Origin of the sequence: Coleofasciculus sp. FACHB-712 (assembly GCF_014695635.1) — a bacterium.
In the GTDB taxonomy this organism is placed as follows: Bacteria; Cyanobacteriota; Cyanobacteriia; order Cyanobacteriales; family FACHB-T130; genus FACHB-T130.
This window is the reverse complement of sequence record NZ_JACJOQ010000137.1, coordinates 1-9,762: the sequence shown is the minus strand read 5'-3', so window position 1 is coordinate 9,762 and position 9,762 is coordinate 1. Positions and strand designations below refer to the sequence as shown.

Below are 9,762 nucleotides of genomic sequence, written 5' to 3'. Positions count from 1 at the left end.
TCAATCTGCCATAAATCCTTAGTCATGTCTTCATCGACAATTTTCTTCGGACGCAACACTAGGAGGATTTGTCCCAAGATGGGGACAGTAGGAGCATCGGGGAACCAGTGAAGTTGCAGCTCTCCTGACTGGTCAACGATAAAATAGCTGCTGTCATTCCATTCTTGTCGAGATCGATCGATGAGAACTAGAATTCCTTCCGGTTTGTTGGTATGTTGGCTGGGCAACTGGCTGCTGTTGCAGAGAATGACGACCGGGTCTTGTGCGTTCAAGACGACTTGCCAACCGGGTAGAGACACCCAAGATCCACTCCAAGAAGTTTGCACTAACCGGAACGGCTCAATTTGTTCCACTGGGGGAACTAATTGTAAGTCTGCGGGTGTCAAGGGCAGGGCACCCGCAACGGGTATCGTCCGAGGTAGTTGTTCGTCCTCGTCCAGTCGGTATAGGGGCAAAGAGGGGGCACGACGAGGGGCAGCACCGGCGATTCCTTCGGTTAGCAGCTGTTCGATTTGATTTCGGGCAGTTTGGCTGTGGGCAAACATTAAGCCGCGTGCAATAAAACGCGATCGCTCTTGCAAATTACTTAATTGTTTTGCCCGTCTCCAATACTGATAAGCAACCGCGTCTCCAGGATGGTCGGTAAATCCCTGCGGTAGAGTCCGCATCCGGGACAATTCTTTCACGTCTTTGGCGACTTCACGGGCAACATCGGCGTCGAGGTTTCTGGATCGAATAAAGTCTGCCGCTGCGACCCGTTCTGGCTCAGTCAGAATCCGCAATTCGTATAAAATATCACTGCCAGTGCGAGAATAGTGCGATCGCACTTCTTCAACTGCCCCACCATTCACTAACGACGTATAGACCTGTGAGCCTACAATTACTTGATTCTGATGTATCGGCTCAAAGCCGGTTGCCTCAAAAATCGCTTGGGTACTGTAACCAGCTTTTTGCAATTTGGCACAGGCGTGTCCCCAGTCAACCCAGGTTCCTTCTTTACGTCGGAGCAAGAACAGCAAATCTTCAGCATTCACGTTCGCTGACTCTGGTTGAAGGCTACGATCGGGAGTGTCTGCGGAAGGTGTTTCAGTCATAATGACCTCAAAAAGCTTTTCATCGCTATCAAGCGACCAGGAACGTTTTTAAATGTATCGCGTTCGGGTCACGAATAAATTTACATGGCAAGTTTAGTTTGATGTCCGGTCTGTTTGACGCAAACCAGGAATTCCTAGTTATGTCATTTGTCCTGAAAGCGCTACTAAACAATCGGTCTTAAGATAGATGTTTTGTGTATCTGAATTTGCCTTAACAAGTTGACCAAGAGTTTGTTGTATCGTTATGGACAATGCTATTCCAGAGCTTGATAGTATCAGCCGTCAGTTAATGAGCCTAGAACGCCCCAAGAAGCCCAAAATGTTGGTGGTAGACGATGAGCCAGATAATTTAGACTTGCTCTACCGCACTTTTCGACGAGATTTCAATGTGCTGAGAGCCGAAAGCGGTATTCACGCCCTGGAAGTGCTGGCGACAGAAGGGGAAGTAGCCGTGATTATCTCCGATCAGCGGATGCCAGAAATGAAGGGAACGGAATTTTTGAGCAGAACCGTGCCCAAGTTCCCGGATACGGTACGAATCATCCTCACAGGTTTTACTGATGTGGAAGATTTGGTAGAAGCGATTAATTCTGGACAAGTCTACAAGTACATTACCAAGCCTTGGGACCCCAACGAATTAAAGGCGGTAGTCCAGCGGGCAGCAGACACCTATGAATTGCTAAAGCAACGCACGGAGGAACTGCATCGCGCTCAAGCACAAACGGCACTGCTGGCAACGATTGTGCAAGTGGCTCAGGAGTCTCCCAATGTGGAAGCAACGCTAGAACCCATCGCCAGTGCCTTTGGCAGAAATTTCGCAGCAGATGGCTGTATTTTGCAGCAGGTAGATGGCAATCAGCTGGTAGCGGCAAAAGGAACTTATAGTGCTGTAGGCGACACGGAAAACTGGCTGGAAAAAGACCCTCTGGTACAGGATGCGATCGCCTCTCGAAAACTTCAGGTTTGGGTAAATACTCCGGGAACGACTCCTCCAGCAAGTATCGAACAATACCAAGCTTCCGGTCTCCAGGCGCATCTAGCGATCCCGATCATCTACCGGGGCGACGTGCTAGCGTTGCTATCCCTCCAGTGGAAACGACCCTGTAAACTACGCGAAGATGAGTTGAAATTCATTCACTTATCCGCCCAGCAGATTGCTCTGGTTCTAACCACGACCCGCACTCATCAGTAATCGTTAAGGGCTAATGGTAATTTCCTAATTAGCCATTAGCCCTTACCTGTTAGCAACTGAAACATCATGACCTCTGAGCATATTCAAGCCATCTTTGACCGCATTGCACCCGTTTACGACGAGCTTAACGATCGCTTAAGTCTGGGACAGCACCGCGTATGGAAGCTGATGACGGTGAAGTGGAGTCATGCAAGTCGGGGAGATATTTGCTTAGATGTCTGCTGTGGGAGTGGTGACATCGCCCAGCTACTGGCGCGACAGGTGGGAGAGAAGGGTCAAGTATTTGGGGTAGATTTTTCACCGGCGCAATTAGCGATCGCGAGAGAGCGATGGGAAAATAGGGGCACCCAAAAGGAGTGCCCCATCACCTGGATAGAAGGCGATGCCCTCAATCTCCCCTTCCCCGACAACCATTTCGACTGCGCCACAATGGGTTACGGACTTCGCAACGTCACCAATATTCCCCGATGTCTGGAAGAATTGCACCGCGTCCTCAAGCCGGGTGCTAAAGCCGCTATCCTAGACTTCCATCGTCCCAGCAATCGTTTAATGCGAAGCTTTCAGCAGTGGTATCTCGATACCATCGTCGTCCCAACCGCCAAAGACATGGGATTGACTGAAGAATATGCCTACATTAGCCCTAGCTTAGATAAATTTCCCACGGGCAGCGAACAAGTGGATTTAGCCGGAAAAGCGGGATTTACCGCCGCGACCCACTATCAGATTGCGGGTGGGGTCATGGGCGTATTGGTAGTAACCAAAGCCTAAGATGGTAGTAGGGGGTAGCAGATGAGTTTTGAGTAATCAGTGTTGAATTATCAGTTATGAATTGACCCTAACTCAACACTCAACATTCAACATTCATAACTTCCCTTAAAACGTAACCCCTGCCTAATTGGATCGCCGCCTTGAATTGGTCTAACCTCTGGCTTTACGTCAGCCCCCCGATTGTTGGTGCAATTATTGGCTATTTCACCAACGATATCGCCATTAAAATGTTATTCCGCCCCTATCGGACTCTTTACATCGGTGGGCGGCGCGTCCCTTTCACGCCTGGATTAATTCCCCGAAATCAGGAACGCCTAGCCAACCGGGTTTCTGACACCATCATGGGTTCTCTGCTGACGCCAGAAGAATTGCAAAATCTGGCACGACGGCTGCTGCATACAGAACGGGTGCAGGGAGCAATTCTTTGGTTACTCCGGCTAGCGCTAGAGCAGGTCAAACCCGATGCCGAGCAGAAAACCGCTAAAATTATGGCGGGAATTCTGCGGGATTTGCTGGGGGAATCCTTTCCTCGCCTGCTGAAAGTATTAGCCCGCCGCGAGGATTTTCTGGAAGTCCAACTCAACCAAATTTTTGATAAGGTTTTGCTGGAATTTCAGCTGAGTGACGATCAGGCAAAGAAGCTTTCTGACTGGATATTGCAAGTGGTGCTACCGCCAGATATTGTGCGGCAAGCTTTGATAGATTTTTTGACTGACCGCAATATTCAAGTCATTGATGAAGGCTTTCGGGCAAAGACGAGTGGCACTTACTGGGTAGTGGCGAATTTGTTTGGTCTTCGCAACACTCTGACGCGCCTGCGGACGTTTTGCCTGGATGAAAAAGAGGAAACAAATCAGCGGATAACAGAGTTGATTCTCTCTTTGGGAATTCGAGAACGTTTGCAGGAATGGCTGCAAAATCTCTCTTTACAAAATTTGCCGGTTTCGACGGTGCGCCAGTTGCGGAAAACGATGCGCGACAGCGTCCGCAGTTATATTCAAGAGCGGGGCGCTGATTTGTTGCAGGGATTGAGTGACTCTGTGGACTGGGAAAATATTGCTAAGTTAATCCTGGGTCGGCTGCGAACATCGCCTGCTGTCAACGCTTCCTTAGAAGTGGTTAGCAAAGAATTGGCTTTAATTTTAGAGCGCTATTTGGAGCGGGATCTGGAAAAAATTGTCGCTCAAGTAATTCCGATTTTGTCGATCGATCAGGTGATTATTGACCGAGTCAAGGGAACATCGGCGGCGGAATTAGAAATGGCAATTCAAGGCATCGTCAAAAGTGAGTTGCAAGCAATTGTTAATTTAGGGGGCATTTTAGGGTTTGTCGTGGGTTTGTTACAGGGGGTTTTGCTGTTGCTGCGTTAAGCTGTGCAAAAATTAACACGGTTCGTTTCGGAGTCGTTGGTAAGCTATGGCTTGGGCAGCGGGGCAGAGGTTATACGGCGATCGCTATATCATCGAAAGACCGCTGGGTCAGGGTGGTGTTGGGATTACCTATCTTGCTAAAGACAGAAAAGGCAATCAAGTTGTCATCAAGACGCTGAAGGACGATGTCCTCAACAACCCAGAACTCGCTTCTTTCCGGGATAAATTTCAGCGGGATTTCCGAGATGAGGCGCTACGCTTAGCCTTATGTCGTCATCCGCATATCGTGCAGATTGACAATGCTTTTCAGGAAGGCTCGCTTCCCTGTATGGCGATGGAATATGTGGAAGGGGAAGATTTATGGAAGTGGGTGAACAGGTGGGGACTGCTGTCGGAAACAGAAGCACTACGCTACATTCAGCAGATTGGTGAAGCGCTTACCGTCGTTCACGATAAAGGGTTGCTGCATCGGGATGTAAAGCCGCACAACATCATGCTGCGTTCTGGGAAATTAGAGGCAGTTTTGATTGATTTTGGGATTGCACGGGAGTTTATCCGGGATACTACCCAAGCTCATACTCAAGCTTTAACCCACGGTTTTGCACCGATTGAGCAATATGCTGAGGAAGCGAGGCGAGGCGAGTATACGGATGTCTACGCCCTCGCTGCAACTCTGTATTATTTACTCACGGGAAAGCGCCCGACTCCGGCTTTTGCCAGGGCGGCGAAAGTTCCCTTAGAGGCACCGAGACAAATTAATTCTAGTATTAGCGATCGCGTTGAGCTGGCAATTCTCTACGGGATGGACTTTGAACCAGAGAATCGTCCTGCTTCCGTGCAAGCTTGGTTGGATTTATTCAATTTCAGCAGTCTGAATCAAGATGCGGCGACGTTACCCATCCGAAACGTTGAATCAGTCATTACTACGTCTGACACCACGCTTCCCACGACAATGTTTGTCTCTTCAGACGCTTCCCACAATAAGCTGAGTCCGGAGGTGAGGGAAAATTACCGTCAATTGCGGGATTTATTAGCAGCAGGGAAGTGGAGAGAAGCCGATGTGGAAACGGCGGCGATTATGCTAAAGATAGCCCGTCGGGACGAAGAATGGCTGGATTACGAACACATCGAATCGTTTCCAGGGGAAGATTTACGCACCATCGATACTCTCTGGGTAAACTACAGCAACGGACGCTTTGGCTTGAGTGTCCAGAAGCGCATTTACCAAGAGTGTGGAAATAATTTTGTCACGTTTGGCGATCGCGTGGGTTGGCGCGTTAACGAAACTTGGTTGTGGTGGAATGACCTCAATTTCACTTTGGATGCTCTCCCCGGACATCTTCCTGGGTGGCGAGTCGGGGGTTCGGGGGGTGTTTGGGGTTGTTTTGTAACGGTTGGCGAGTCGCTGCTGGCGCGTCCCGATTTGTAAGCGAATCAACTCAAGAGCGATCGCTTTGTTTTGAAGCAGCTGGTTCGCAAGATTTCTGGAAATTAATTCTTAAACAAGTTGAATTTGAAAATTTTCCATTGCTTGTTTTTTCTGGGCATAGAGACTCCGCAACCTCCGCAATTGAGCCTCTGACAGCACAGATTTAATGACGCTCAGCAATTCCCCCCATCTGTACATTTCTGCCAAGGAAGGGGCTGTGTTTAGTTTCTGCTCGTAAAATTTCACCCAAAAGCCGGGGGCTTTATATTGATGCTTTCTCCAACGCTTGCGCCATCTGAGGAAATCTTTGGTAGTGGGTGTCTCTGCGCCTAAAATGGGTGGCAGATCCGCATAGCTGACAAACGTACTCACGCCTTTGCCAACAACGTGGATGACATATTGCCAACAGTCGATCCGATATATCTGTTCGGGGTTGAGGTTAAGCAAAAGCGCGATCGCTTCTTTCGTCACAAACCGAGCCAATTGATGAACAACCCTTGCTTCAGGCTGTGAGCTTGATATCATAATAATTAACTCCAATATCATGGAGTTTTTGTGGAATTAGCGATCGCTCTTCAGTTTCCGACGCCAAAGGGCGATCGCTTTTTACTGGATAAAATATTTTAGTCGAAATTTAAACTCTATGTCAAGAACAGAGTTAATAAAGTTGCGGATTAGGGAGTTTGCCGCCAAGGAAGGCTGGACGCTGAAGGAGGTTTCCGAACGTTCCGGAGTCTCCTACAGCACCATCAAAACTTATGCAGTGTCGCCGGGAATGGTGATGGCGGACTTAGCTGCTTTAAGAAAGTTAGCGCGAACCTTTGACGTGTTAATTGAAGATTTGTTAGAAGTGGTGCAAGAATAAGTGATCGCGTAACATTCAATAAAGTTTAAGTGAGCGATCGCGCTGTGGGGACATTTCTTGGTACTGTGTCAAAATGAACCCAAGCGTTTCAACATTGCAATCGATGGTTTGGGGCGGTGCAATTAATTTCAGCAGTAGGAATGGACTACAGCAGACTGCAAGATTGACTAGCAGATGGAAATGGAAAGAAGCTGATAAAGAAACTGCGGCTGTTGTACTTAAAATAACCAATCGAAAAAGAAGGTTTGCTAGATATAGAAGCGATTAAAAAGATTCCCTATCCAGACTTTTGTACTATCGAAAAACTATGGTTAAGATACAGCAACGGGCATTTTGGTTATAGCGTACAAAAGAGTATCTGGCAGAGTGTCGGTGGTAAGCTGCACGCTGGCGATAAAACTTGGCAAAGTTTTGGCGATCGCTTGGGATGGTTTGAACAAGGTTGGTGCGAATATGATGAACTTACCTTCAGCTTGGATGCACCAGCAGGACATCTTCCTTGGATGCGATCGCTTAATTTCTATCTTAATGGGGACGTGGGTTCTTCATTTTTAATTGTGGAAATGTCTTCTCTCGCGTCGAGACTGGCAACTTGTAGCCAAAAGTAATTTATAGCGGTTTGTAAGATTTGTAAAAGACGAGTGATGGGAAGCGATCGCTCTCTCTTGTCATCTAGTTTTCACAAGCGATCGCTTCTGGCAAGATAAGGAGAAGTGTCACATTCACTAAGGTCATCAGTTGCTATGCGTTTGAAGCGAATCCTTGGCTTTTTGGTGTTGTGTGCGGGTGTTAGCAGCCTCTTCATCTGGCAGGAAGGGCGATCGCTACCCGTCTCCCAAGCTCAACCTCCACCCTTGCCGGAGGGGGTGCGATCGCAGACTGATGTGCCTTATGTGCCAACACCTAACGAGGTGGTAACAGCAATGCTAAAGATGGCTGACGTTACTCAAGATGATGTCGTTTACGATTTAGGTTCTGGCGATGGAAGGTTGGTTATCGCAGCCGCGAAGGAATTTGGCGCGAAGGGTGTCGGTTTCGAGATTAACCCCCGACTAATTCAGGAAAGTAACGAAAAAGCTAGATTAGCCAGTGTGAGCGATCGCGTGAAGTTTGTCGAGCAAGATTTGTTCCAAACCGACCTCGGCGAGGCTACCGTGGTGACGCTTTACCTGCTGCCTAAAGTTAACGTCCAACTGCGACCGAAACTCCTGCGCGAACTCAAACCCGGAACGCCCGTTGTATCTCACCAGTTCGACATGAAGGAATGGAAACCCGATCGGACTGAAGTGTTGCGGGTCGGTTCTCGCCTTCACAGAGTTTTCTACTGGGTGATTCCAGCACAGGTAACAGGAACCTGGCAATGGAATATGCAATCCGTTGGCAGCAAAAACCCCTACACGCTGCAATTACGTCAACAGTTCCAAGAAGTTACGGGAACGGTGAGAATGAGCAATGACGAAATACCAATTACTGAGGCGAAATTAACCGGCAACCAACTTAGCTTTAAAGTTACACAGCCGAAGCAAGGGAAGCTAGTAACCATGCAGTTTAATGGGCGCATTTCTGACAACACCATTATTGGAAGCGTGGATATATTAGGCGGTGCCAAAGTAGATAGACGCAACTGGTCAGCCCGACGCTAATACTAAATTGGTCAAACTCCTTTGATGCAAGAGTTTTAACTTTTACTCTAACGCGAGCAACAAAAGAGCGATAATTGCCCGAATTAAAGGAGTTAAACAGATTGTATCAGTCTGATGAAATGATAGTTAGCCTGCTTCGTTTCTCGGTGGGCACGTACCGTAACATTGTCTGTAGAGTGTCATCCTTAGACCTCCTGCATGAATAGGAAAGCAATGTACCAGTTAGCGATTAAGGTAAAGGAGAATCGGGAAAACCTTAGGAAGAAGGACGGCAAGAGGGAGTTAAAATGCCCTATAGCGAATTAGAACATCTATCCGGTAGAAACTTTTTAGCGACTTCTGGCAAGATTAGGAGTCTTGAAGAGGTCATATTGAACCAGCAGTTTCCCTGGCAGCTTCTCGCAGCCGCTCCACATCACGCATCGGTGGTGCACCAAAGAGCCGCTTGTATTCCCGGTTGAAGTGCGAGGCGTCATCATAACCCACATGGTAGGCAGCACTGTTAGCGTCAAGGTTTTGCCCCAGCATCAGACGGCGAGCCTCTTGAAGCCGTAGTTGCTTCTGAAACTGCAAGGGACTCATAGCAGTGACCGACTTGAAGTGATGATGAAAGCCTGAGACACTCATTCCTAGATCGCGTGCGATGCTTTCAATCCGAAGCGGCTGGTTAAAGTCTTTGCGAAGTCGATCGACAGCTCTAGCGATGTGGTGAGTGTAGCCACCTAAAACGGCAATCTGACGCAGCCGATTTCCTTGCGTTCCCATTAGGAGTCGGTAGATAATTTCCCGTTTAATCAGGGGTGCAAGCACATGGGCTTCCGCAGGAGAATCGAGAAGCCTGACAAGCCGCACCACAGCATCCAACAGGTCTGCATCCAACGGACTCACGTCGATCGCTTTTACACTAGCACCCCGTTGCGCTGAGGGATAGCCTGCCTCAACCATAGCTGAGCCAACGAGGGTAGGGTCGAGATCGAGACGAAGGCCCAGGTACGGTTTTTCCTGAGTTGCTTCTAGAATTTGGCTGGCAATCGGCAGTTCGACTGTCCCCAGCAGATAGTGCATCGGATCGTACTGATAGCGATCGCTGCCTAGAAGGACTTCTTTACTGCCCTGAGCGATCGCACAAAAGGCAGGAATAGAGACACTATGAAAGCATTCCGAAGGAGACGAGGTGCGATAGAAGTGCAATCCTTTCAGCAGCTCGATCGCTCCATCTTGACGAATCGCTTGGGCAATTCGCTCCCTTAGTTCCTCTCGGTTGGCTTGCGCTCGGTCTGCTTCACGCTTTGCCTGAGGGTTATTCATCAACGCTCTATCGGACTTTTCACTCGTTCTTGCAGCGTTCATTTCTGATGTCCGTTCAAATCGATTTATAGACACATCAAGGTCTAGAAAGGG

General features: G+C 48.5%; 10 protein-coding genes. 7 read left to right on the top strand and 3 right to left on the bottom strand.

The features are described 5' to 3' along the window. On the bottom strand, positions 1 to 1,094 hold a 1,094-nt coding region (locus H6F50_RS03500), incomplete at its 3' end, for a RuBisCO accumulation factor 1 (protein ID WP_190426379.1). A gap of 244 nt (positions 1,095 to 1,338) precedes the next feature. Between H6F50_RS03500 and H6F50_RS03495 the strand changes: the two genes are divergently transcribed. From H6F50_RS03495 to H6F50_RS03480, 4 genes are all read left to right on the top strand, one after another. Next, on the top strand, positions 1,339 to 2,286 hold the full coding sequence (locus H6F50_RS03495) for a response regulator (RefSeq protein ID WP_190426377.1): 948 nt from the start codon (positions 1,339 to 1,341) through the stop codon (positions 2,284 to 2,286). A 66-nt stretch (positions 2,287 to 2,352) separates the two neighbouring features. Next, entirely contained in the window at positions 2,353 to 3,054 is a 702-nt protein-coding gene (gene ubiE, locus H6F50_RS03490) for a bifunctional demethylmenaquinone methyltransferase/2-methoxy-6-polyprenyl-1,4-benzoquinol methylase UbiE (RefSeq protein WP_190413808.1), read from the top strand. 140 nt (positions 3,055 to 3,194) lie between these two features. Then, positions 3,195 to 4,424, top strand: a complete 1,230-nt coding sequence (locus tag H6F50_RS03485; RefSeq protein WP_190413809.1) for a DUF445 family protein — start codon at positions 3,195 to 3,197, stop codon at positions 4,422 to 4,424. A 46-nt stretch (positions 4,425 to 4,470) separates the two neighbouring features. Further along, the gene (locus tag H6F50_RS03480; RefSeq protein WP_190426375.1) at positions 4,471 to 5,853 is read left to right on the top strand and encodes a serine/threonine-protein kinase; all 1,383 of its coding nucleotides are present in this window, start codon (positions 4,471 to 4,473) and stop codon (positions 5,851 to 5,853) included. A 69-nt stretch (positions 5,854 to 5,922) separates the two neighbouring features. Here H6F50_RS03480 and H6F50_RS03475 read toward each other — a convergent pair whose 3' ends face one another. After that, a complete protein-coding gene (locus H6F50_RS03475) occupies positions 5,923 to 6,378 on the bottom strand; it encodes a hypothetical protein (RefSeq protein WP_190426374.1) in 456 nt (151 codons plus the stop codon). A 118-nt stretch (positions 6,379 to 6,496) separates the two neighbouring features. Here H6F50_RS03475 and H6F50_RS03470 point away from each other — a divergent pair, with 118 nt between their 5' ends. The 3 genes from H6F50_RS03470 to H6F50_RS03460 all read left to right on the top strand — a co-directional run bounded on the left by H6F50_RS03470 (position 6,497) and on the right by H6F50_RS03460 (position 8,361). Beyond that, positions 6,497 to 6,718, top strand: coding sequence for a helix-turn-helix transcriptional regulator (locus H6F50_RS03470; RefSeq protein WP_190413812.1), 222 nt, complete (start codon positions 6,497 to 6,499; stop codon positions 6,716 to 6,718). 245 nt (positions 6,719 to 6,963) lie between these two features. Beyond that, complete coding sequence (locus tag H6F50_RS03465) at positions 6,964 to 7,326, top strand: GUN4 domain-containing protein (RefSeq protein ID WP_190426372.1); 363 nt, start codon at positions 6,964 to 6,966, stop codon at positions 7,324 to 7,326. A gap of 135 nt (positions 7,327 to 7,461) precedes the next feature. After that, positions 7,462 to 8,361: a class I SAM-dependent methyltransferase gene (locus tag H6F50_RS03460; protein ID WP_190426370.1), complete on the top strand. Its 900-nt coding sequence runs from the start codon at positions 7,462 to 7,464 to the stop codon at positions 8,359 to 8,361. Between the two features lie 366 nt (positions 8,362 to 8,727). Here H6F50_RS03460 and H6F50_RS03455 read toward each other — a convergent pair whose 3' ends face one another. After that, entirely contained in the window at positions 8,728 to 9,711 is a 984-nt protein-coding gene (locus tag H6F50_RS03455) for an AraC family transcriptional regulator (protein ID WP_190426368.1), read from the bottom strand. Between the last annotated feature and the right edge of the window lie 51 nt (positions 9,712 to 9,762).